The organism is Alistipes shahii WAL 8301 (genome assembly GCF_025145845.1).
GTDB classification, from domain to species: Bacteria; Bacteroidota; Bacteroidia; order Bacteroidales; family Rikenellaceae; genus Alistipes; species Alistipes shahii.
The window spans coordinates 722349-745476 of the sequence record NZ_CP102253.1; the positions used below are offsets into that span (position 1 = coordinate 722349).

The following is a 23128-nucleotide window of genomic DNA, read 5'->3' on the forward strand; positions in this document are numbered from 1 at the left end:
ATTTTTCATTCTTCATTTTTAATTTTTAATTGGAGGAAGCGTTCCGCTTTCTCCAGGTCTTCGGGCGTGTCGATGCCGATGGTCTCGACCTCCGAAATCCCCACGCCGATCTTGTAACCATTCTCCAGCCAGCGCAGCTGTTCAAGCGATTCGGCCAGCTCAAGCGGCGACTGCGGCAACGCCGTCACCGCCCGCAGCACGTCGGCGCGAAAGGCGTAAAGCCCGATATGCTTGTAGAACGTGTGGCGCGCGAGCCACTCTTCGCGCGGAACGCCCCGCAGGTAGGGAATCACCGAGCGGGAAAAATAGATGGCCCGCGACTGCGCGTCGAGGACCACCTTGGGCGAGTTGGGATTTTCGAGGGCCGCCAGTCCGTCGGCCTTGGTGAAGGGTTTCACGAGCGTGGCGATGTCGGTCGCGGGATCGTCGAAACAGCGTTTCACGGCCTCCAGCTGCGAGGGACGGATAAAAGGTTCGTCGCCCTGCACGTTGACCACCACGTCGTATTCGCGGCCCTGCTTGCAGTAGGCCTCCCAACAGCGGTCGGTGCCGCTCCGGTGGTCCGGGGAGGTCATTTCGACCCGTCCCCCGAAGGCCCGCACGGCGTCGCGGATGCGCTCATCGTCGGTGGCCACCACGGCATCGTCCAGCACGCCGGCGACCTGCTCGTAGACCCGCTGGATGACGGGCTTGCCGCCCAGCCGCGCCAGCGGCTTCCCGGGAAAGCGCGTCGAAGCGTAGCGCGCGGGGATGATTGCCAAAAAATTCATAATTCAGAATTCAAAATTCATAATTACAGCCTCCCGTTTTTTCGTCAGGGCGGATGAAATCCGGGACTTCGTGAAACCGGCAAGGCAGAAGCATACACGGGGTATGTGGCTGCCGAAGCCGACGAAGGAAGCGCCAGAGTTCGCCGCCATCACGAAAAAACTATTCCAGAGCCAGCTGCAACACCTCCTCGTTGGTCTTCACGTAATGGAACGTGAGGCCCGCGATATATTCGGGTTTGATCTCGGCGATGTCCTTGCGGTTCTCCTCCGAGAGGATCAGCTCGGTGATGCCGGCGCGTTTGGCGGCCAGGATCTTCTCCTTCACGCCGCCCACGGGCATCACCCGTCCGCGGAGCGTGGTCTCGCCCGTCATGGCGATACGCTCCTTCACCTTGCGCCCCGTATAGCTCGACACGATCGAAGTGACCATCGTGATGCCGGCCGAAGGACCGTCCTTCGGGATCGCGCCCTCGGGAACGTGGATGTTGATGTCGTTCGTTTCGAACAGCTTGGGGTCGATGCCCAACTCCTTGTAGTGGGCCATCGTCCACTCGTGGGCGATCGTCGCCGACTCCTTCATCACATCGCCCAGGTTGCCCGTGAGGCTCACCTTGCCCTTGCCGGGCGTCAGCACCGACTCGATGTAGAGGATGTCGCCGCCGACCTCGGTCCACGCAAGGCCCGTCACGACGCCCGTCATGCCGCCCACTTCGTACTCCTCCTTGAGGAACTTGGGCATGCCGAGGATTTTCTCGACGTCCTTCATCGAAATCTCGGGCGCGAAAGCCTCGTCGAAAGCGATCTGTTTGGCGCGGGCGCGGGCGATCTTCGCCAGATTCTTGTCCAGCGAACGCACGCCGGCTTCGCGCGTATAGCAGGCGATGACGTTCTCGACGACCTCCGGGGTCATCGTCATCTCCTGCTCCTTGATGCCGTGGGCCTCGCGCTGCTTGGGCAGCAGGTGGTCCAGCGCGATGCGCACCTTCTCCTCCAGGAGGTAACCGGCGATGTTGATCATCTCCATGCGGTCGCGCAGCGCCGGAGCGATATTGGCCACGTTGTTGGCCGTGGCGATGAACAGCACCTTCGACAGGTCGTACTCCATGTCGAGGTAGTTGTCGTGGAACGTGGTGTTCTGCTCCGGATCGAGCACCTCCAGCAGGGCGCTCGACGGGTCGCCGTGGTTCGAAACGGTCACCTTGTCCACCTCGTCGAGGATGATGACGGGGTTCGACGAGCCGCACCGCTTGATGGTCTGGATGATCCGGCCCGGCATGGCGCCGATGTAGGTGCGGCGGTGTCCGCGAATCTCCGACTCGTCGTGCAGGCCGCCCAGCGAAATACGGCCGAACTTGCGGCCCAGCGCCGCGGCCACCGACTTGCCCAGCGAGGTCTTACCCACGCCCGGAGGGCCGTAGAGGCAGAGGATCGGCGATTTGAGGTCGCCCTTGAGCTTGATGACGGCCAGGTGCTCCAGCAGCCGCTCCTTCACCTCGTCCAGACCGAAATGGTCGTGATCGAGCTGTTCGCGGGCGCACTTGAGGTCGAGGTTGTCCTTCGTCACGTCGTTCCACGGCAGTTCCAGCAGCAGCTGCAGGTAGGTCATCTGCACCGAATATTCGGCCACGGCGGGGTTCAGCCGCTCGACCTTCTGCAACTCCTTCTCGAAGGTTTCGCCCACCTCCGCGGGCCAGTTTTTCTTCTTGGCCTCCTCGCGCATCTTCTCGATGTCGGCATCGGCGCCGTCGCCCAGTTCGTCCTGGATCGTACGCATCTGCTGCTGGAGGTAGTAGTCGCGCTGCTGCTTGTCGATCTCCTGCTTGACGCGCTCCTGAATCTGGTTCTTCAGCTCGGCCAGCTGCTGCTCGCGGATCAGGATTTCGAGCAGCTTGCGGGCGCGGGCCAGCAGGCCGGGGGCCTCCAGCAGCGACTGGCGGTCTTCGTCCGTCAGCTCCATGTTGGAGCAGATGAAGTTGATGATGCCGCGCTTCGAGTCGATGTTCTTGATGGCGAAAGCCGCCTCCTTGGGCATCGACGGCGACACGTTGATGATGTTCAGCGCCACGTCGCGGATCGAGTCCACGAAAGCCTCGAACTCGATGCTCTTCACATCGGGAGTCGAATCGTGCAGGGCCGTCACCCGGGCCTTGAAATAAGGCTCGGTGGTGATGTACTCCGTGATCTCGACCTTCTCCAGGCCGTTCAGGATCACCGTGAGGTTGCCGTTGGGCATTTCGAGGATCTTGATGATCCGCGCGGCCGTGCCGACCTTGTACATGTCGTCCGGCGCGGGGTCCTCGACGTCGCTTTCGCGCTGCAACACGGCGCCCAGGATGCCGCCTTCGGCATTCACGGCGCGCACGAGGTTGATGCTCTTGTCGCGGCCCACCGTGATGGGCGTGATGGCGCCGGGGAAAAGCACCGACGAACGCAGCGTGAGAATGGGTATGATTTCGGGCACTTCGACCTCCTCCACAGGCTCGTCGCCGCCGGTCACGATGGGGATCACGCGGTGATTGCCGTCGAGCAGCTCGGGGACGAGATTCACGTCGTCTACTTCGATGGTTTTGATCTTATCTTTTTTGCTCATAGGATATACAGATATATAATGGTGCAAATATAACGATTTTTTAGAAATTTTATTTTATCTTTGACAGAATGTTAATAACTTTGCATCCCTGAAAACAAAGTAAAATTCAACGCGCCATGCAAATCGCAGACAAATACGCACCGCAGCAGATCGAATCCAAATGGTACGACTACTGGATCGAACAGCATATTTTCCACTCGGAACCCGACCAGCGGGAACCCTACACGATCGTCATCCCTCCCCCCAACGTGACGGGCATGCTCCACATGGGGCACATGCTCAACAACACGTTGCAGGACGTACTGGTGCGCCGCGCCCGCATGTCGGGAAAGAACGCCTGCTGGGTGCCGGGCATGGACCACGCGTCGATCGCCACCGAAGCCAAGGTGGTGGCGATGCTGCGCGAAAAGGGCATCGAAAAGTCGTCGCTCACGCGCGAGGAGTTCCTCCGCCACGCCTGGGAATGGAAGGAGAAATACGGCGGCGTGATTCTCAAACAGCTGCGCAAGCTGGGCGCCTCGTGCGACTGGGACCGCACGTGCTTCACGATGGACGAAGCCCGCACGGAGAGCGTTCTGCGCGTCTTCTGCGACCTCTACGAGAAAGGCAAGATCTACCGCGGCGTAAGGATGGTCAACTGGGACCCCGCGGCGCAGACGGCCCTCTCGGACGAGGAGGTGGTCTTCAAGGAGTCGCACGGCAAGCTCTACTACCTGCGCTACAAGGTCGAGGGAACCGACCGGGCAATCATCGTCGCCACGACGCGCCCCGAGACCATCCTGGGCGATACGGCGCTGTGCGTCAACCCCAATGACGAGCGTTACAAGGCCCTGCCCGCCGACGCCCGCGTCGTCGTGCCGCTGGTGGGACGGTCGATCCCGGTGATCCGCGACGAATACGTCGACATCGAGTTCGGAACGGGCGCCCTGAAGGTGACTCCGGCCCACGACGTGAACGACTACATGCTGGGCGAGAAATACGGGCTGGAGACCATCGACATCTTCAACGACGACGGCACGATCAACGACAAGGTGGGCATGTACGTGGGTCAGGACCGCTTCGACGTACGCCGGCAGATCGAAAAGGACCTCGACGCGGCGGGCCTTTTGGAAAAGACCGAAGATTACACCAACAACGTGGGCTATTCGGAGCGCACGGGCGTGGCCATCGAGCCGAAACTCTCGATGCAGTGGTTCCTCTCGATGCAGGAGCTGGCCGAACCGGCGACGAAGGCCGTGATGGAGGATGCGATCCGTTTCGTGCCCGAGAAATACAAGAACACCTACCGCCACTGGATGGAGAACATCAAGGACTGGTGCATCTCGCGCCAGCTGTGGTGGGGCCAGCGCATTCCGGCGTACTATCTTCCCAAAGGTGGCTTCGTGGTGGCCCTGACGGCCGAAGAGGCGTTGGAAAAGGCCCGCGCGAAGAGCGGCGACGCCTCGTTGCAGCTGACGGACCTGCGGCAGGACGAGGACGTGCTGGACACGTGGTTCTCGTCGTGGCTGTGGCCCATCTCGGTATTCGACGGCATCCGCTTCCCGGACAACAGGGAGATCGGCTACTACTACCCCACCAACGATCTGGTGACCGGTCCCGACATCATCTTCTTCTGGGTGGCCCGCATGATCATGGCCGGCTACGAATACCGCGGCGAAAAGCCCTTCTCGAACGTCTACTTCACGGGCATCGTGCGCGACAAAATCGGCCGCAAGATGTCCAAGCAGTTGGGCAACTCGCCCGATCCGCTGGAGCTGATCGAAAAGTTCGGCGCCGACGGCGTGCGCATGGCCATGCTCATTTCGTCGTCGGCCGGCAACGACGTGATGTTCGACGAGGCGCTGTGCGAGCAGGGCCGCAACTTCGGCAACAAAATCTGGAACGCCTACCGCCTCCTGAACGGCTGGGCGGTGGACGCCGCGGCGGCGCAAAGCGAGAACAACCGTCTGGCCGTGGCATGGTTCGGGCAGGCGTTGGGCCGCTCGCTGCGCCAGATCGCCGAGGATTTCAAGTCATACCGCATCTCGGAGGCCTTCAAGGAGGCTTACCGCCTCTTCTGGGACGATTTCAGCGGCTTGTACCTCGAGATGGCGAAGCCCGCCTACGGACAGCCCATCGACGCCCCGACGATGGAGGCGACGAAGGGCTATTTCGACGCCCTGATGCGCGTGCTGCACCCCTTCATGCCGTTCGTCACGGAAGAGATCTGGCAGGACCTCGCGCCCCGCGCCGAAGGCGCTTCGATCTGCGTGGCGCAGATGCCCGAGCCTGCGGCCGAAGACGCCGCGATGCTGGCGCGCTTCGAACTGGCGAAGGAGATCATCACCTCGGTGCGCAACATCCGCAACCAGAAGAGCCTGCCGCAGAAAGAGGCGCTGACGCTCCGGGTCATCGCCGATGAGAACTATCCCGCGGAGTTCGCCCCCGTCGTGATGAAGATGGCCAACCTCACGGCCATCGAGACCGTGGCGGAGAAGGACCCGGCGGCCGCGGCTTTCATCGTCAAGACAACGCAGTACTTCGTGCCGATGGCCGGAAAGATCGACGCCGAGGCCGAGCGCAAAAAGCTCGCGGACGATCTGGCCTACTACGAGGGATTCCTCGCCTCGGTGATGAAGAAGCTCTCGAACGAGCGGTTCGTCGCCTCGGCGCCCGAGAAGGTGGTGGCCAACGAGCGCGCCAAGCAGGCCGACGCCGAAGCCAAGATCACGGCGATCCGCGAACAGCTGGCGGCGCTCGAATCCGGCAAATAAGCATTAAAACAGCTATCATGGCCCTACGATACAAACTTTTCCTGTCATGCTGCGCCCTGACCATGACGGCAGCCTGTGCCTATGCCCGGGGATTCAGACTGGAGGGAAGGATCGAGGGACTGCAAGCCGGAGACACCCTCCGTTTCGAGCGTATTCTCCTGCCTTCATGGAAGTACGGCCCGGGATTCGACGTCGTAGTCCGCAAACCGGGCGCATTCCGTCATCGGGGGAAGTCGGAACACGACCAGTACTACCTGATGACCTACCGCCCGAAAGCCGGAAGAGCCGCAGCCGGGGATCGCGGAGGCAAACCCGTCATCGTCAGGCCCGGCGATAGGATCGGCATGACCGGCTCGACGGATGCGATCTATTATTGCCGTCTCGGCGGAGGAATTTACGACGAGCCCATGCTGTCGAGCCTGCTGGCGGTCGATGATTCGCTCGGCCGGGTCCGGGGGCGTTATCTGGAAAATGCACGGGAAGCGTCGGAGCGGAACGATACGGCAGCCAGCCGGGAATGGGGCGGAAAATTCAACCGATTTTACAACGGCAATCCCGGCGTAGAACGGAAGGATATGCTGCGAAAAGCCTACGAAGCGGCCAATCCGCACGGAAGCCTGTACCTGTTGATCGACAGGATACCCAAGTTGTCGTACACCCCGGCCAAGGAGGCGCGCAGGTTTTACAAGACATTGTCCGAAGGGTTGAAAACGAGCTATTTCGGCCGGATGTACGCAGACTGCATGGCAAGAATGGAACAACTCGCCGAAGGAAAACCGGCGCCGGATTTCACACTGGCAACGACCGAAGACCGTACTGTCGCCAAGGCTGATTTCAAAGGCCGATACCTGCTGCTCTACCATTGGGGATTGTGTCCCGGCTCGATCCATATCGACCGGCAGGTGAGCGATCTGTTCGAAAAGTACAAGGACAAAGGGTTGCAGGTGGTGGGACTGACCGAATCCATCGCCGATATCCGGAGCGTATACGAAAGTCTGCCCGCAGGCAAAAAAACGCCGTCGCCGGGTGTGGACGACATGCGCCCCGTGCTGGCCGGCATGCTGGAACACGGATGGATCGAAGCGGAACTGGAAACCGGTCATCCGGAAAACCGGCAGATCATGGAAACGTATGCCATCGAAGGCTGGCCGTTCTTCGTTCTGATCGGTCCGGACGGCACCATACTGGCACGCAATTACACGAATGCCTTTTACCAGGCGAAAAAGATTCTGGACAAGGAACTGGGCGGAACGGCCGCCGAATGAACCGCGAAACGGCCGGCGGCGGGACGGCAGGCGCAAGCCCCGGAAAACCGGACCGGAACATCCCGTCATAAACTCTATGTTTGATCTCTAATCTACGCATATTTTGTCTCCGATCACCATCTACACCGACGGCTCGGCCCTCGGAAACCCCGGGCCGGGCGGCTACGGCGCAGTGCTTCTCTCGGGACACCACCGCAAGGAGCTGTCGCAGGGATTCCGCCTCACGACCAACAACCGCATGGAGCTGATGGCCGTGTGCGTGGCGCTCGAAACGCTCAAGTTCGAGGGTTCGGACGTGGTCATCTACTCCGATTCGAAATACGTCGTCGACGCCGTCTCGAAAGGCTGGGTCTTCGGCTGGGTCCGCAAGGGATTCGCGGGCAAGAAAAACCCCGATCTCTGGATGCGTTTCCTGCGCATGTACAACCGCCACAACGTCCGTTTCGTCTGGGTCAAGGGCCACGCCGAAACAGTCGAGAACAACCGCTGCGACTATTTGGCCGTGGCGGCGGCCAACGACAAGGCGCACTGGCTCGAAGACACGGGCTACGATCCCGCAGAGCGGTAAAACGGAAGGCCGCCGCACCGTTTTTTCGGCACAAAGTCCACCATAATCCATCGAATTATCGTACATTTTTCGCTTTTCGGGTTATTATTCCTATCTTTACGCCGCTAATTGCGTAACCAACAAACATACGCTCCGAATGTTCAAAACATACATGCGGCTGTTGGGTTTTGCCCGGCCGATCAAGAAATACGCGATCCCCTACTTCTTCTACTCGCTTTTCTACGCGTTGTTCAACTCGCTGACGTTCATGCTGATCATCCCGATCCTGAACACCATGTTCGACGCGAACTACTCCTTCGAATACGTCGAAAAGCTGCCTCCCCTGGAACTCAATCAGGACTACCTCGCAACACTTTTCAACTTCGCCTATTCGCACATCTTCGAACAATACGACCGCCAGAACGTACTGATGCTGCTGGCCGTGGTGGCCATCTGCATCAGCCTGATGAGCAACCTGTTCCGCTACCTCGGCGCATGGACCATGGAGAACATGCGCACACGGACCCTGCAACGCATGCGCAACGAAATGTTCTCGCGCGTGATGGACATGAACGTGGGCTATTTCTCGGACCAGCGCAAGGGCGACATCATTTCGAAAATCACCTCCGACGTGGGCGTGGTGCAGTTCTGCATCACCAACACCCTCCAGGTGTCGTTCCGCGAACCGTTTCTGATCATCGGCTACATCGTAATGATGGTGGCCATTTCGTGGGAGCTGGCCATCTTCTCGGTGCTGTTCCTCCCGGTGGTGGCCCTGCTGATCGGCAGCATCGTGAAGAAACTCCGCCACCCGGCCCGCACCAACCAGCAGCGCATGGGCGAGATGGTCTCGACGCTCGACGAGTCGCTCTCGGGCATCAAGGTCATCAAGAGCTATAACGCCACGGAATACATCAAGCAGAAATACTACGCCATCAGCGCCGACCTGGCGCGCCTGACCCTCTCGATGGCCCGCCGGCAGCAGCTGGCCTCGCCGATGAGCGAGTTCCTCGGCATCACGGCCGTGGGCGTGATCCTCGTCTTCGGCGGTTCGCTCGTGGCCAAAGGCGTGCTCGACCCCGGCGGATTCATCGCCTTCATCGCCATCTTCTCGCAGATCACGCGCCCCGTGCGCACCTTCATCGACCAGTTCGCCAACATCAACCAGGGAATCGCCGCCGGAGAGCGCATCTTCTCGATCATCGACACGAAACCCGAAATACAGGACAAACCCGGCGCCCGGGAACTCACGGGGCTGAAAGAGAAAATCGAATTCCGCGACGTGCACTTCACCTACGACGGGGAGCGCGAAGTGATCGACGGCATTTCGTTCGAGATACGCCGCGGGCAGACCGTGGCTCTGGTCGGTCCCTCGGGAGGCGGCAAGTCGACATTGAGCGAGCTGCTGCCCCGCTTCTACGACCCCTCGGCGGGCGAAATACTCATCGACGGCATTTCGCTGCGCGACTACACGCAGGAGAGCGTGCGCGCCCATATGAGCGTCGTGGCGCAGGACACCGTGCTTTTCAACGACACCATCGAAAACAACATCAGCATGGGCAAGCGCGGCGCCACGCACGAAGAGGTGGTCGAGGCGGCGAAGGTCGCCAACGCCGACTGCTTCATCCGCGAATGCACCGACGGTTACGGGACCAACATCGGCGACCGGGGCGTGAAACTCTCCGGCGGCCAGCGCCAGCGGCTCTCGATCGCCCGCGCAGTGCTCAAGAACCCCGACATCCTGATCCTCGACGAGGCCACCTCGGCACTCGACACCGAGAGCGAAAAACTCGTGCAGGACGCCCTCAACAACCTGCTCAAAGGCCGTACGTCGGTGGTCATCGCCCACCGCCTGTCGACCATCCACAACGCCGACCTGATCGTTGTCGTCGACCACGGCCGCATCGCCGAACAGGGCACGCACAACGAGCTGATGGAACGCAACGGCATCTACGCCAAGCTGATCGAAATGCAATCCTTCGACTAAAATGACCGAGCGGGAAAAGATGCTCGCCGGCGGGTGGTTCGACCCCCGGGATGCGGAACTCACCGCCATCCGGGACAACGCCACGCGCCTGATGCACCGCCTCAACGTCGAACTCTGCGGCCACGACGACGCCTACCGCGCCGCACTGCGCGAGCTGTGCCCCGGCTGCGAAGGATTCATCCGCGAACCGTTCCGCTGCGATTACGGACTCAACATCTCAATCGGCGAAGGGTCGTTCGTCAATTTCGACTGCGTGTTCCTCGACCTGGCGCCGATCCGCATCGGCCGCCACACGCTCATAGGGCCCAAAGTGCAGCTGCTCACCGCCCTGCATCCGTTCGACGCGGCACAGCGCCGCACTGGACTCGAAGCGGGCCGTCCGATCACCGTCGGCGACGACTGCTGGTTGGGCGGAGGGGTGATCGTCTGCCCGGGCGTCGCCATCGGCGACCGTTCGGTCATCGGCGCCGGAGCCGTCGTGACGCGCGACATCCCGGCCGACTCGGTGGCCGTGGGAAACCCGGCGCGCGTGATCCGCACGCTGACGCGGCAGGACGAAACCGAATAGCGCCGCCGCGCAAAAAATCATCCGGACAAAATTCGTTTTCTCCCGAAATTTTCTATTTTTGCAGAAACATCGAAAAAAGGGTATTTCTGCCATGCACTCCGAACAAGCCGCCCCCGACCTGCTGCAAAAATCACTCGACGCCTCCGGCGTCGGATGGTGGCAGCTCGACTTCGGACAGCGCGAAATGACCTGTTCGCGGCTGGCGGCGGACCTTTTCGGCGCAGATCGCACCCGCATTTCGTTCGAGGAGGTCTACCTGCTGCCCGGCGAGGAGCACCGGGCGCGCATTTACACCCGCTGCGCCGCCCTCAAGGTCTCCGACTCGCTCGACGAAACGTTCGTCACGGCCAACGGCGACAGATGCCTGCAAGTCAGAGCCGTGGCTGCCGCCAACGATCCGCTGACGGGCGTCCGCTCGGTTTTCGGAACCGTCCGCCGCGTTACGGAAGGCACTCCCGAAAATGCCGAACTGGCCTCCATCAATCAGAGTTACAAGGCGACGCAACGCAATTACAGCCACCTCGCACAACTGATCGAACACCTGCCGATCGGCTACCTGCGCGTCAACATCCTGCGCGACAAATCGGGCGAAGCGGTCGACTACCTGCTTTCGTACATCAACCAGCAGGCCGGCAGGATACTGGGCATCCACACGCAGGGCCATGCCGGAAAGACGGCCCGCGAGGTGGGAATAGATCCCCTGAAACACATTCCCACATTCGAGCACATCCCCTCCTGCTCCTTCTGGGAGCAGACCGGGAAAAGCCCGGACGGCAAACGCACCTGCCGCTTCCTGATCTACAACACGCCGGGCGACGACGAACTGGTCATCCTGCTCGAAGACATCACCGACGCCACGCGCAGCCGCGAACAGCTGGACGATTTCGAGCATCTCTTCAACCTGGTTTCGGACTTCGCGCACGTGGGCTGCGTCAGCTACAACCCCCTTACGGGAGAGGGTTACACCAAGGGTCCCTGGGCCAAAAATTACGGCGAAGCGGAAAACACGCCCGCCTCACAGATTCTCGGCCACTGGCGGCAGGTCCATCCCGACGACCGGCAACACCTTGAGGAGGAGTTCGAACGCCTCAAAACCGGAGAAATCCGGACTTTCGTCAACGAAGTGCGCATCGTGAGCGATCAGGAGCCGATGCGCTGGATCAAAATCCACCTGCTCTGCCGCGACTACCGTCCGGAGGAGGGCGTGATCGACCTGGCGTGCGTCAACTACGACATCAGCGAACTCAAACGCACCGAGGAGGAGGAGCTGCGCGAAGCGAAGAAGCGCGCCGAGGAGTCCAACAAACTCAAGTCGGCGTTCCTGGCCAACATGAGCCACGAAATCCGCACCCCGCTGAACGCCATCGTCGGATTCTCGGAGCTGCTGGCAGACGAAAGCAGGCACGAAACCCGCCGGGAGTACACCGACATCATCCTGCGCAACAACACCCTGCTGCTGCAAATCATCTCCGACGTGCTGGATCTGGCGCGCATCGAGTCGGGACGCACGGACATCGAGCGCACGCAGTTCGACGCCCGGGACTTATGCCGGGAGGTCGCCGACTCGCTCCGCCTCCAGCGCCGGCCGGGCGTGGAACTGCGCGTCGAGGAAGGGCTGCCGGAATTCCCCGTCACGGAGTACAGGAAGGGGCTTGCCCAGGTGCTGAACAACTTTACGCGCAATGCACTGAAATTTACCGAAAAAGGATCGGTAACGATCGGATTCCGCCGGATTCCCGGCCACATCCGTTTCTACGTCCGCGACACGGGCATCGGCATCGCGCCCGAAGACCGGGAACGCATCTTCGAACGTTTCGTCAAACTCGACACCTTCACCCAGGGGACCGGGCTCGGGCTGTCGATCTGCAAGTCGATCGCTGAACAGCTGGGCGGCTCGGTCGGCGTCGACTCCGTGGCGGGCGAAGGCTCCTGTTTCCGGATCGACATTCCCGCGGGGGAGTAATCCCCAAAACCCGCGTCCGTCCCGGGCGCAGAACCGGACGGGAAACGACCGGGACGGTCATCGCCCCGAAGCCGGACGCGGACAGCCCCGACGAAGGGAAGGCCCCCGCAGACCCCGCTTCCCGGAACGGAGATCCATAAATCGAACGCTTCAGACCCGTTTTTCAAATCTTTTTTATATCTTTGCCAATTGTCAGAAAATTAGCGAAGAAATTTCTACCGATATGAAGTTCAAGGAGTATAAAGGCCTCGACCTGGCAGGCATAGCCGCCGACGTGCTCGGCGAATGGGACGCACGCGACACGTTCCACAAAAGCATCACGACCCGCGAGGGCCATCCCACGTTCGTATTCTACGAAGGTCCCCCCTCGGCAAACGGCATGCCCGGCATCCACCACGTCATGGCCCGCACGATCAAGGACGTATTCTGCCGCTACAAGACGCAGCAGGGCTACCTCGTGCACCGCAAGGCCGGATGGGACACTCACGGACTGCCCGTGGAACTGGGCGTCGAGAAGAAGCTCGGCATCACCAAGGAAGACATCGGCAAGAAGATCTCCATCGAGGAGTACAACCGCACGTGCCGCGAGGCGGTGATGGAGTTCACGGGCAAGTGGGAGGACCTCACGCGCAAGATGGGCTACTGGGTCAACATGGACGACCCGTACATCACCTACGACAACAAATACATCGAGACGCTGTGGTGGCTCCTGAAGCAGCTCTTCGACAAGGGGCTGCTCTACAAGGGCTACACCATCCAGCCCTACTCGCCCGCCGCCGGAACGGGTCTCTCGACCCACGAACTGAACCAGCCCGGCTGCTACCGCGACGTGAAGGACACGACCTGCACGTCGCAGTTCCGCGTGATCCGCGACGCGAAGAGCGAGAAACTCTTCGAAGGGGTCGAAGGTGAACTCTATTTCCTGGCCTGGACCACCACGCCGTGGACGCTGCCTTCGAACACGGCGCTGGCCGTAGGCCCTGCGATCGAATACGTGAAGGTCAAGTGCCGCAACCCCTACACCGACCGGCCGCAGACGGTCATCCTGGCCAAAGAGCTACTGGGTTCCTACTTCACCAAGAAGATGGAAGGCACATACGAGATCATGGAGGGGAGCTGGAAAGGTCCCGAGCTGGAAGGCATCCGCTACGAGCAGCTGATCCCGTGGGTGAAGCCGGAAGGCGACGCCTTCCGCGTGATCGTCGGCGACTACGTGACCACCTCGGACGGTACGGGCATCGTGCACATCGCCCCGACGTTCGGCGCCGACGACGACCGCGTGGCCAAGGCCGCCGGCATCCCGCCGCTCTTCATGGTCGACCGCGCGGGCAAGAACCAGCCGATGGTCGACAGGCAGGGCAAATTCTTTTTGATCGAAGAGCTCGACCCGGAGTTCGTGAAGACGCACGTCGACGCCGCGAAATACGGGGAGTATGCGGGCCGCTACGTGAAGAACGCCTACGACGAGCGGCTGAGCGAGACCGACCCGACGCTGGACATCGACATCGCGGTGATGCTGAAAGCCGAAAACAAGGCCTTCAAGATCGAGAAGCACACCCACTCCTACCCCCACTGCTGGCGCACGGACAAACCCGTGCTCTACTACCCGCTCGACTCGTGGTTCATCCGCACCACGGCGCTGCGCGAGCGGATGATCGAACTGAACAAAACGATCCGCTGGAAACCCGAATCGACCGGAACGGGCCGCTTCGGCAAGTGGCTCGAAGGACTGGTGGACTGGAACCTCTCGCGTTCGCGCTTCTGGGGAACCCCGCTGCCCGTATGGGCCACGGAGGACTACTCCGAGGTGAAGTGCATCGGTTCGGTCGAAGAACTGATGGCCGAAATAGAGCGTTCGATAGCGGCGGGCGTCATGCAGGAAAACCCGTACAGGAATTTCAGGGTCGGCGACATGTCGAAGGAGAACTACTCGACCGAGAACATCGACCTGCACCGCCCCTATGTCGATTCGATCGTGCTGGTCTCGTCGAAGGGCGAGCCGATGAGGCGCGAATCGGACCTGATCGACGTGTGGTTCGACTCGGGCGCCATGCCCTATGCGCAGGTGCACTACCCGTTCGAGAACAAGGAGGGCTTCGGCCAGGTCTACCCCGCCGACTTCATCGCCGAGGGCGTCGACCAGACGCGCGGCTGGTTCTTCACGCTGCACGCCATCGCCTCGATGCTTTTCGACTCGATGGCTTTCAAGAATATCATTTCGAACGGTCTGGTGCTGGACAAGAACGGCAACAAGATGTCGAAACGCCTGGGCAACGCCGTCGATCCGTTCGAGGTGCTCGACACCTACGGAGCCGACGCGACGCGCTGGTACATGATCTCCAACTCGCAGCCGTGGGACAACCTCAAGTTCGACAGGGACGGCGTCGACGAAGTGCGCCGCAAATTCTTCGGAACGCTCTACAACACCTACTCGTTCTTCGCCCTCTACGCCAACGTGGACGGCTTCACGGGCCGTGAAGAGGAGGTTCCGATGGAGAAGCGTCCCGAAATCGACCGCTGGATCATCTCGCTCCTGAATACGCTGGTGAAGAACGTTACCGAATCACTCGAAGACTACGACCCGACTCCGGCGGCCCGCGCCATTCAGGAGTTCGTGGGCGAGAACCTCTCGAACTGGTACGTGCGCCTCAACCGCAAGCGGTTCTGGGGAGGCGGCATGTCGGAAGACAAACTGGCGGCCTATCAGACGCTGTACACCTGTCTTGAGACCGTCACGATGCTCGCAGCGCCGTTCGCACCGTTCATCTCCGACCGCATCTTCACGGACCTCAACGCCGTGAGCGGCCGCCACAAGGACGAATCGGTGCATCTCGCGGCGTTCCCGACGGCCGACGAACGGCTGATCGACGCCCGCCTCGAAGAGATGATGTCGCTGGCGCAGAAGGTCTCGTCGATGGTGCTGGCCCTGCGCCGCAAAGTGTCGATCAAGGTGCGCCAGCCGCTGACCAAAATCCTGATCCCGGTGCTCGACCCCGCGACGGCGGAGCATATTTCGGCCGTGAAGAACCTCATTATGAACGAGGTCAACGTGAAGGAGATCGAGCTGATCGAAAAGACCACGGGGCTGATTACCAAACGCATCAAGCCCAACTTCAAGACCCTCGGGCCGCGTTACGGCAAGTGGATGAAGCAGATCGCCGCCCTCGTCGCGGAGTTCTCGCAGGAACGTATCGCCGAGGTGGAGGCCGCGCCGGAAACGGTGCTCGACCTCGGAGCGGAGCGGATCACCGTGACGCCCGCCGACTTCGAGATCACCTCGGAAGACATGCCCGGATGGCTCGTCGCCTCGGAGGGAAAACTCACCGTGGCGCTCGACATTACCGTCACCGAGGAGCTGAAAGCCGAAGGTGTGGCACGCGAGTTGATAAACCGCATCCAGAATATCCGCAAGGACTCCGGATTCGAGGTCACGGACAAGATCCGCGCAGAGATCGAACAGAAGCCCCTGGTGGCCGACGCAATCGCCCGATTCGCCGGTTACATCGCTTCGCAGACCCTCGCCGTGGAGGTCCGTCCGGCAGCGGAACCGGCAGGCGAAACAGTCGTCGAAACCGACGTGGACGACGAACCGCTGCGCATCGCCGTGACGCGGATATAGCCCCTTGATATATTCCGGTAAAATTTGGTAATATCGGAATTATTGCTTAATTTTACAGTAAACCTTAAAAGAGAGGAGATTATTATGGCAGACGAAAGAACCAGATACAGCGACGCCGAACTCGAAGAGTTCCGGCAGCTTATCCTGAAAAAGCTTGAGAACGCGCGTGCGGACTACGAGCTGCTGCGCGCCACGATCACCCATACCGCCGACAACGATACGGAAGACACATCGCCGACGTTCAAGGTGCTGGAGGAGGGCGCCGCAACTCTTTCCAAAGAGGAAAGCGGTCGTTTGGCTGCCCATCAGATGAAATTTATCCGCAACCTCGAAATGGCGCTCGTACGCATCGAGAACAAGACGTACGGCATCTGCAAAACGACCGGAAAGCTCATTCCCAAGGAGCGGCTGATGAAAGTGCCCCACGCCACGGAATGCATCGAGGCCAAAGAGGGCCGCAGATAAGGCGGGGAAGGGATGACCCCATTCCACGCTGAACGGAAAATGGAAAAAGACGACCTTCGGGCCGTCTTTTTCGTCTTCTCCGGGGGAGGATGTCGCGGCAAAGAAAAGAGAGGGATGGAAAACACGGATTATAAGCTATGCGGGGAGCTGCACCCGCCGCCGAGACGGAATAATCGGGATTTGGGTATCGAATCCTCAATTTAGGCCCCTGTGTCGCACTTTTTGCCGAAAAAATCCGTTATCTTTGACACAATGTTCGCCCGGTTCTGCATATTTTCCCTGATCCTGATTGGGGCGGCAACGGTCCTCTCGGTCCGTGCCGCAGGACCCGGCACGCACGCCCCCGACCGGTTCACGCCCGACAGCGCCCGCGTGGCGAATCCCGACGCATCGGCGCGCAACCAGCGCCTCTACGACAGCATCCAGTCGAAAACCAGCCGGCGCGCCGTGCCGCGCATGCTTTACCGGATGCTCTTCGTAAAACCCGTGCTCGACACCACGATGAGCGGCCGCGTCACCGACGAGAGCCGCCTGCTGGAACCCTACGCCGGGAAAACCATCGGCGACATCACCATCGAACGCCAGCAGGTTTTCGACCCCGGCGGCAACCGGCTCGAACGCATGGCCAACAAAACCCACATGCTCACCCGCGACCGCGTCGTCCGGCGCGACCTGCTGTTCCGCTCGGGCGACAAGCTCGACCCACAGCTCATCGTGCGCAACAAGCAGCTGATCCGCTCGCGCGACTACATCTCGGACATCGACGTCACGGTGCTCCCCGACGCGGTGGACTCGACACGCGTGAACCTCCTGATCACCACGCGCGACAGCTGGACCATCTCCGTCGACGGAGGATGGCATTCCGAGGGCCGGACGATGGTGGGGCTTTCCGACGCCAACATCTTCGGATCGGGCAACAAACTCAAATTTATGACCAACTTCAGCCGCAAGGACTTCTCCTACGGCGGCAACATGGTCGAATACGAAATCCCCAACCTGCTCGGGACCTTCTACACCGCCGAGATCGGCGGAGGGCGCGACTTCTACAACTCGACGCTCAACATGGGGCTGCGCAAAGAGTTCCTCAAACCCACGGACTACGAGATAGGCCTTACATACAGCGACATCAAAGCCAAGCGCTACATGATCGAACAGGACACGTCGCTGCTGGTGAAGGAGCGCAACCTCGACGTCTGGGGCGGCTACTCGCACTACCTGCGCGGGATCAAATCGAGCGTTTATCTCTCGGGACGCTACAACTACCGGCGCGTGAGCCGCAGGCCCCTCGTAGCCCCGGACTACAACCCCGCGCTGCACGACCAGGACGCCCTGCTGGTCGGCGGGGGTCTCTACCGCGAAAAATTCTACACGGCCAACATGATCTACGGATTCGGTACGCGCGAGTACCTCGCGACGGGCTACAAGGCCGAAGTGACGACGGGCTATTCGTGGGGCGAATTCAACGACGCCCTCTACCTCGGCGCGAGCTACGAAACGGGTGGATTCCGCAGACTGGGCTACATCATGGGCGGCTTCACGCTCGGAAGCTACATAGACCTCGAAAACGGCATGTGGCAGCGCAGCGCCGTAGATGTCGACCTGCGGTGGTTCTCCAACCTTTTCCTGTTCAAGCGCAGCCGCATCCGCCAGTTCCTCGCCTTCAACTACACGCAGGGCTGGAACCGTGCGACGGGCAGCGACGAGAGCATCCGCTTCACGCGCACCGACGGCCTGCAAGCCCTCAAGGAGTACATCATCGGAACCAACCGCATGATCCTCAACACCGAGACGGTGGTATTCACCCCCTACCAGCCGCTGGGATTCCGCATCGCCGTCTTCGGGTTCGCCGACTTCGGGCTGATCGGCTATTCGCCCAATATCTTCAAAAACGACTTCTTCACCTCGTTCGGACTGGGCGTGCGGCTGCGAAACGAACGGCTGGTGTTCAACACGATCCAGATCCGGCTGGGCGTGGCCTTCGGCAAACGCGGGCTGGTCGAGAGCGAATATTTCCGCCTTTCGAACCCGACACGCATGGAGCAGTACCGCTACCGGCCGACGCGGCCCGAGATCGTCGAATTCAAATAGGCACGCACAAAAAAGGCGGAGGATTCCCGTGGAATCCCCCGCCTTCGTGAACTTTTTATCTGCTTATGGTTTTTCCTTTAAGCCTTTACCTGCGGGCGCGGATCTCGACCACGCCGTTGCGCCCCTTCTCGCCGTAACGCTTCACGGCCTCGTCGCCCTTGTAGACCTCCATGCGCTTGATCTTCCCGGATTCCAGCCGTTCAACATCCTCTTTCGAGGCCTCCCTGCCGTTGATACGGATCAGCATGCCGTCGGGAAATCCGCCTTTCAGCGTAACCTGTCCCTTATAAACCGACACCGAACTTTCCGGAGTGCCCTGAATGGTCACCTTATCGGCATGCCCGGCGTCCGCCGAAAGTTTAAGCGACGTTCCCACCGCTTTCTGCGCTTCGGAAAGCTGTGCCGAAGTCTCCTTGCGGGCTGCTTCAAGCTCCTTTTGGGCCTTGTCGAGCGCTTTCTGCGCCTGTTTCCAGGCGTCCGAATCCATATACTTGCGGGCGTATTTCATCCCTTCGCGGGCCGCTTCGATCCCGGCTCTACCGGCTTCGATACCCTCCCGGGCCGACTTCGCGGCAGCCCTTTGCGCGGCAGCCGCCTGTTTGGTCGTAATCGTTATCACGCCCTCATACCCCTTGTCGGCAAACTCCCCGGGGAGATTCGTGCCTTTGATCACCAACATGCTTTCAATCTGATCCGGGTCGAGCGATTCGATTTCAGACACTTGTACGCCGTCGACGATAAATACAGGATTCGACTCAACCGACGAGCCGTTCTCGACCTTGAACCGATACGATTTCGCGATTCCGGCCGTATTCACCACAACCGTTCCGTCTTTCGGCCTCGTACCGTGACCGATCCCCCGCACGGTTGTCGACTCGTTCGTCCCGGCGCTGTCCGCCCGGGTGACCGTCACGACTTTGCCTTTCAGTCCCGGGACCTGCGCCCCATCGCCCGGTTCTCCAGTCTTTTTGAGCGTTACAAGAATCACGCCGTCGGCAGCCTTTTCGCCGTACACAGCCATCGAAACGGAATCCTTGAGCACGGTGATCGACTCGATCCGGTCGGCAGCGAGGCTGTCCATCGACTTCACCTCCCTGCCATCGACCAGAATCAGCGGTTGTTGCCCATCGGAAAAAGATTTCGACCCCCGAATGTAAATCGTACTGGTTTCTTTTTTACCTTTGTCTTCCGGAAAGACATAAGCGGTTTCGGCGAAAGCCCCGAGGGCCACGCCCATAAGCGGCAGCAACAGGAGCGCTTTGGCTCCGGCCCACCGCGACGATTTTTTACGCAACATCATGGTAATACGGTTTTTAAGTTTACTGTGATTAAAGCTGTTGGCAATCGAGTACCACCTCCCGCCGGCAGCTTTCTTTATTAACAACATCTGGTAACTCCGGGCGTCGACGCCGCTGTCGAGCACCGCCTCGTCGGCTTCGTATTCGTGGATGGCCCGCAGTTCGCGGCGCAGCAGCCACATCGCGGGGTTGAACCATTGCAGGCAGCCCGCAACGTCGGTCACGATCAAATCGAGCGAATGACGCAGCCGCAGGTGCGCCCGTTCGTGAAGCAGAATCGCCCCGCCGTTTTCCGCCAGGTCCCTCTCGGACATCACGATATAGCGTCCCCAGCTGAAAGGCGTCACGGGCCGTTCCGTGCGCACCAGCACAGCCCCGTCCTCCAGCCGTTCGCGACGTCCGCCGCGGATCAGACGCAGGACTCCGATGAGCGAACAAAGCGTCCACAGCAGCGTGGCGGCCGCCCCGAGCAGGAATGCCGCCCCGGCGAGCATCTCCCACGGAAAAGGTTCGGAAAGCGGTTCGGCGAAGGCCGTCGCAACAGCCTCCCCGTCCGGAATTTCCGGCAGGACGGGGATTTCGCGGTAAACCGTGATCACGCACAGCGGCAGCACGAACGAGAGGAACATCGCCCCCAGAACCACGATCCGGTTGAAGCGGTGGAAGGTCTCACGGCTCAACAGCAATTTGAAAAAGAGGTAGAAGACAGCCAGGCAGACGCCGACTTTCAGGCTGTAAATCATCAGGTCGTACATGGCGCTACCGGTTTTGATTTTCGATGCGGTCGATCAGGCTGCGCAGTTCGCCGAGCGAGATCTTCTCCTCCTCGACCAGCGCCGAGACCGCCCCGAGGTAGGAATTCTCGAAATAGCGGCTGATCACGCTGCCGAGCGTCGAGCGCGAAAACTCCTCCTCGCTCACCACCGGATAGTATTGGTAGGTGCTGCCGAAGGAGTTGTGGGCGACATAGCCTTTGGCTTCGAGCGCGCGGACCATCGTCGAAAGGGTGTTGAAATGGGGTTTGGGATCGGGCGAAAGGGCCACCAGTTCGCGTACGAACAGCGGACCGTGCTCCCAGAAGCAGCGCATCAGCTCCTCTTCCCTGCGTGTCAGTTTTTCAGGATTCTCTTTCATATTTCACTCAAACAAGCGTTATCAGGTATCGTTTTCAGTTGAAACGGAGGCATTCCAGCATACGGCGGCGCAGCAAAACGCCCGGTCCGGTCCCGATGCGGCGAACAGCGCCCTCGCGGCCGACGATCCCGCCGGATTCGTCCCACGACTTTCCGGACACGCCCGGCCGGAAATGCTCCCTCCGGAACAGCCGCCCATCGCTTCATCGGTCCTTTTTCATGCACCCGGGAGCAAAGGTAACTAAAAAAAATTCACATGCAACTATTTTACATAGTTTTTAAACTAAAAAATTTAGTTATGGCTTTTTTCCGGAATTTGAAGATTAATCCGTATCTTTGAATTATGGTACTTATAGCCGACAGCGGATCGACCAAATGCACGTGGATCGCCAGCGACGGCGCACGGACGACAAACGTGCGCACGCGGGGGATCAACGCCGTGCAGCACTCGGCCGAACAGATACGCGAAGCCCTCGCGGAACTGCCGCCATGCGACGGCGTGACGAGCGTGAGATTCTACGGCGCGGGGTGCGGCGAGACCTTCCCGGAGGCGAGCGAGAAGCTGCGCCGGGAGTTGGAAGCGCACTTCGGAACGACGGACATTACGGTCGAATCGGACCTGCTGGGCGCGGCGCGGGCGCTCTGGGGCCGCGGGGAGGGCATCGCCTGCATCCTCGGCACGGGATCGAACTCCTGCCTGTGCCGCGACGGCGAAATCCTGAAAAACGTCCCCCCGCTGGGCTATGTGCTGGGCGACGAGGGCAGCGGGGCCGTGCTGGGGCGCAACCTGGTGAACGGCATCTTCAAGGGGCACATTCCGCTGAAAGAGGAGTTTCTCGCGGCGCACGGGTTGAATTACGAGGAGATCATCCGCCGCGTCTACCGCGAGCCTTACGCCAACCGCTTTCTGGCCTCGTTCGCACCTTTCATACGCGCGCATATCGACAGCCCGGAGATCAGGGAGCTGGTACTCCGGTCGTTCCGCGACTTTGCGTCCCGCAACCTGAGCCGTTATCCGGCGGAACTCCCCGTATCGCTGCTGGGCGGCGTGGCGGCCCACTTCGAGGCGTTGCTGCGCGAGGCGCTGGAAGCGGAGGGCCGCCGCGTGGAAACCATCGTAGAATCGCCCGCCGAAGGGCTTTTGAAATACCACTATGGAAGATAGAATCACCGAACAGGATTCGGCCTACGACGACCTGCAACGGATGTCGGTGCACGACATCCTGACGGGCATCAACCGCGAGGACGCCCGTGTGCACGAAGCCGTGCGGCGGACCATCCCCGTCATGGAGCTACTCGTCGAACGCATCGTCGAGCGCATGCAGCGCGGAGGCCGGATGTTTTACATCGGCGCCGGGACGAGCGGCCGGCTGGGGGTCACCGACGCCTCGGAGCTGCCCCCGACCTACGGCGTGCCGTTCGACCGGGTGATCGGGCTGATCGCCGGAGGCGACGGCGCTTTGCGGCGGGCCGTGGAGCACGCCGAAGACGACACCGAAGGAGCCTGGCGCGACATGGCGCCCTACCACCCCACAGCCGGCGATGTGCTGATCGGCATCGCGGCATCGGGAACGACGCCCTACGTGATCGGCGGACTGCGCGCGGCGCGGCGCCACGGACTGCTGACCGGCTCGATCACCTGCAACCCCGCGTCGCCCGTAGCTGCCGAAGCGGAGTATGCGCTCGAAGCGGTCGTAGGACCGGAGTTCGTGACCGGATCGACGCGCATGAAGGCCGGAACGGCCCAGAAATTGATGCTCAACATGTTATCGACAGCCGTGATGATCCGCCTGGGGCGTGTCGAGGGCAACCGCATGGTCAACATGCAGCTGACCAACGACAAGCTCGTGGCCCGCGGAACGCGGATGGTCGCCGAAGCGTCGGGGCTTGACGAAACCGAGGCCCGCAAACTGCTGCTGCGCTGGGGTTCGGTGAAGCGGGCATTGGAGGAGATCGGAAAATAGACAAAACGAATACACACTTCGACGTACAAATCGCTTTCGACCGCCGTCATTGCCGCCTGCGGAGCCATCTACAAGCATGGCCCCGCCCCGGCCTCCCTCCGGAAGGGAGACGACGCAT

The 23128-nt window shown here is 60.8% G+C and carries 15 protein-coding genes; 11 read left to right on the forward strand and 4 right to left on the reverse strand.

The window, feature by feature from the left end:
• Positions 1-5 precede the first annotated feature (5 nt).
• Entirely contained in the window at positions 6-770 is a 765-nt protein-coding gene (gene kdsB / locus NQ492_RS03155; RefSeq protein ID WP_015547880.1) for a 3-deoxy-manno-octulosonate cytidylyltransferase, read from the reverse strand.
• 160 nt (positions 771-930) lie between these two features.
• Positions 931-3360 carry an endopeptidase La gene (gene lon, locus NQ492_RS03160; RefSeq protein ID WP_015547881.1) on the reverse strand — a complete coding sequence of 810 codons (2430 nt, stop codon included), beginning with the start codon at positions 3358-3360 and terminating at the stop codon, positions 931-933.
• Positions 3361-3476: 116 nt separating this feature from the next.
• Here lon and NQ492_RS03165 point away from each other — a divergent pair, with 116 nt between their 5' ends.
• From NQ492_RS03165 to NQ492_RS03205, 9 genes are all read left to right on the forward strand, one after another.
• Positions 3477-6113 carry a valine--tRNA ligase gene (locus NQ492_RS03165; RefSeq protein ID WP_015547882.1) on the forward strand — a complete coding sequence of 879 codons (2637 nt, stop codon included), beginning with the start codon at positions 3477-3479 and terminating at the stop codon, positions 6111-6113.
• A 17-nt stretch (positions 6114-6130) separates the two neighbouring features.
• Positions 6131-7378, forward strand: a complete 1248-nt coding sequence (locus NQ492_RS03170) for a peroxiredoxin family protein (protein WP_044054588.1) — start codon at positions 6131-6133, stop codon at positions 7376-7378.
• A gap of 103 nt (positions 7379-7481) precedes the next feature.
• Complete coding sequence (gene rnhA, locus NQ492_RS03175; protein WP_044054589.1) at positions 7482-7946, forward strand: ribonuclease HI; 465 nt, start codon at positions 7482-7484, stop codon at positions 7944-7946.
• A 136-nt stretch (positions 7947-8082) separates the two neighbouring features.
• Entirely contained in the window at positions 8083-9912 is a 1830-nt protein-coding gene (locus tag NQ492_RS03180) for an ABC transporter ATP-binding protein (RefSeq protein WP_015547884.1), read from the forward strand.
• Position 9913: 1 nt separating this feature from the next.
• Positions 9914-10480 (forward strand): sugar O-acetyltransferase, encoded by a 567-nt coding sequence (locus tag NQ492_RS03185; RefSeq protein WP_015547885.1) that lies wholly within the window; start codon positions 9914-9916, stop codon positions 10478-10480.
• A 91-nt stretch (positions 10481-10571) separates the two neighbouring features.
• The gene (locus tag NQ492_RS03190; protein ID WP_015547886.1) at positions 10572-12443 is read left to right on the forward strand and encodes a PAS domain-containing sensor histidine kinase; all 1872 of its coding nucleotides are present in this window, start codon (positions 10572-10574) and stop codon (positions 12441-12443) included.
• A gap of 223 nt (positions 12444-12666) precedes the next feature.
• Positions 12667-16062: an isoleucine--tRNA ligase gene (gene ileS / locus NQ492_RS03195; RefSeq protein WP_015547887.1), complete on the forward strand. Its 3396-nt coding sequence runs from the start codon at positions 12667-12669 to the stop codon at positions 16060-16062.
• Between the two features lie 84 nt (positions 16063-16146).
• Positions 16147-16527, forward strand: coding sequence for a TraR/DksA family transcriptional regulator (locus tag NQ492_RS03200; RefSeq protein WP_015547888.1), 381 nt, complete (start codon positions 16147-16149; stop codon positions 16525-16527).
• Positions 16528-16779: 252 nt separating this feature from the next.
• A complete protein-coding gene (locus tag NQ492_RS03205; RefSeq protein ID WP_015547889.1) occupies positions 16780-18615 on the forward strand; it encodes a BamA/TamA family outer membrane protein in 1836 nt (611 codons plus the stop codon).
• An 85-nt stretch (positions 18616-18700) separates the two neighbouring features.
• Here NQ492_RS03205 and NQ492_RS03210 read toward each other — a convergent pair whose 3' ends face one another.
• Together NQ492_RS03210 and NQ492_RS03215 are read right to left on the reverse strand one after the other, a co-directional pair.
• Positions 18701-20668 carry a M56 family metallopeptidase gene (locus tag NQ492_RS03210; RefSeq protein WP_015547890.1) on the reverse strand — a complete coding sequence of 656 codons (1968 nt, stop codon included), beginning with the start codon at positions 20666-20668 and terminating at the stop codon, positions 18701-18703.
• A gap of 4 nt (positions 20669-20672) precedes the next feature.
• Positions 20673-21047: a BlaI/MecI/CopY family transcriptional regulator gene (locus NQ492_RS03215; protein WP_015547891.1), complete on the reverse strand. Its 375-nt coding sequence runs from the start codon at positions 21045-21047 to the stop codon at positions 20673-20675.
• A 342-nt stretch (positions 21048-21389) separates the two neighbouring features.
• Between NQ492_RS03215 and NQ492_RS03220 the strand changes: the two genes are divergently transcribed.
• On the forward strand, positions 21390-22211 hold the full coding sequence (locus tag NQ492_RS03220; RefSeq protein ID WP_015547892.1) for an N-acetylglucosamine kinase: 822 nt from the start codon (positions 21390-21392) through the stop codon (positions 22209-22211).
• On the forward strand, positions 22201-23010 hold the full coding sequence (gene murQ / locus NQ492_RS03225) for an N-acetylmuramic acid 6-phosphate etherase (RefSeq protein WP_015547893.1): 810 nt from the start codon (positions 22201-22203) through the stop codon (positions 23008-23010). The genes NQ492_RS03220 and murQ overlap by 11 nt, the downstream gene beginning before the upstream one ends.
• Positions 23011-23128 lie beyond the last annotated feature (118 nt).

Excerpts from the sequence above, each read along its gene's own strand:
- NQ492_RS03205 (WP_015547889.1), top strand. The coding sequence starts at position 16,780 with ATGTTCGCCCGGTTCTGCATATTTTCCCTGATCCTGATTGGGGCGGCA.
- NQ492_RS03220 (WP_015547892.1), top strand. The coding sequence starts at position 21,390 with ATGGTACTTATAGCCGACAGCGGATCGACCAAATGCACGTGGATCGCC.
- NQ492_RS03170 (WP_044054588.1), top strand. The coding sequence starts at position 6,131 with ATGGCCCTACGATACAAACTTTTCCTGTCATGCTGCGCCCTGACCATG.
- NQ492_RS03215 (WP_015547891.1), bottom strand. The coding sequence starts at position 21,047 with ATGAAAGAGAATCCTGAAAAACTGACACGCAGGGAAGAGGAGCTGATG.
- NQ492_RS03185 (WP_015547885.1), top strand. The coding sequence starts at position 9,914 with ATGACCGAGCGGGAAAAGATGCTCGCCGGCGGGTGGTTCGACCCCCGG.
- murQ (WP_015547893.1), top strand. The coding sequence starts at position 22,201 with ATGGAAGATAGAATCACCGAACAGGATTCGGCCTACGACGACCTGCAA.
- NQ492_RS03210 (WP_015547890.1), bottom strand. The coding sequence starts at position 20,668 with ATGTACGACCTGATGATTTACAGCCTGAAAGTCGGCGTCTGCCTGGCT.
- lon (WP_015547881.1), bottom strand. The coding sequence starts at position 3,360 with ATGAGCAAAAAAGATAAGATCAAAACCATCGAAGTAGACGACGTGAAT.
- ileS (WP_015547887.1), top strand. The coding sequence starts at position 12,667 with ATGAAGTTCAAGGAGTATAAAGGCCTCGACCTGGCAGGCATAGCCGCC.
- NQ492_RS03200 (WP_015547888.1), top strand. The coding sequence starts at position 16,147 with ATGGCAGACGAAAGAACCAGATACAGCGACGCCGAACTCGAAGAGTTC.
- NQ492_RS03180 (WP_015547884.1), top strand. The coding sequence starts at position 8,083 with ATGTTCAAAACATACATGCGGCTGTTGGGTTTTGCCCGGCCGATCAAG.
- NQ492_RS03190 (WP_015547886.1), top strand. The coding sequence starts at position 10,572 with ATGCACTCCGAACAAGCCGCCCCCGACCTGCTGCAAAAATCACTCGAC.
- kdsB (WP_015547880.1), bottom strand. The coding sequence starts at position 770 with ATGAATTTTTTGGCAATCATCCCCGCGCGCTACGCTTCGACGCGCTTT.
- NQ492_RS03165 (WP_015547882.1), top strand. The coding sequence starts at position 3,477 with ATGCAAATCGCAGACAAATACGCACCGCAGCAGATCGAATCCAAATGG.